Below are 399 nucleotides of genomic sequence, written 5' to 3'. Positions count from 1 at the left end.
GCTCCAAGGGTGGGGCTCGAACCCACAGCCTACCGGTTAACAGCCGGTTGCTCCACCGTTGAGCTACCTTGGAACATTTACGTGGCTATGTCCTACTCTCCCAGGCAGTTTCCCACCAAGTACCATTAGCGCTAAAGAGCTTAACTTCTGTGTTCGGAATGGGAACAGGTGTATCCTCTTTGCTATTATAACCACATATTGCCTATTTATAAGACAAGTATTATATTAACATCTTTATTTTTAAATGTCAATACTTTTAAAGTACTAAATAATAATAGTTTTTTATTAAATATCTTCCATTAATTGAAGTTAGTACTTTACATAGAGTTAACACTCTAAAAACTACATATATATTTTAATCAATGAACATCAAATAAATATTGGTCATGTCCTCGACCT

Annotated in this window: 1 tRNA gene and 1 rRNA gene; both read right to left on the bottom strand. The window is 35.8% G+C overall.

Annotated elements, in window-relative coordinates:
• Window position 1: 1 nt before the first annotated feature.
• Window positions 2-73 (bottom strand) — tRNA-Asn (locus KGF52_RS21205).
• Window positions 74-79: 6 nt separating this feature from the next.
• Window positions 80-196: ribosomal RNA gene (gene rrf / locus KGF52_RS21200) — 5S ribosomal RNA — on the bottom strand.
• Between the last annotated feature and the right edge of the window lie 203 nt (window positions 197-399).

This window comes from Clostridioides sp. ZZV15-6597 (assembly GCF_020657815.1).
GTDB lineage: Bacteria > Bacillota > Clostridia > Peptostreptococcales > Peptostreptococcaceae > Clostridioides.
The sequence above is the reverse complement of the archived record's forward strand: the minus strand, read 5'-3'. Positions and strand labels throughout refer to the sequence as shown.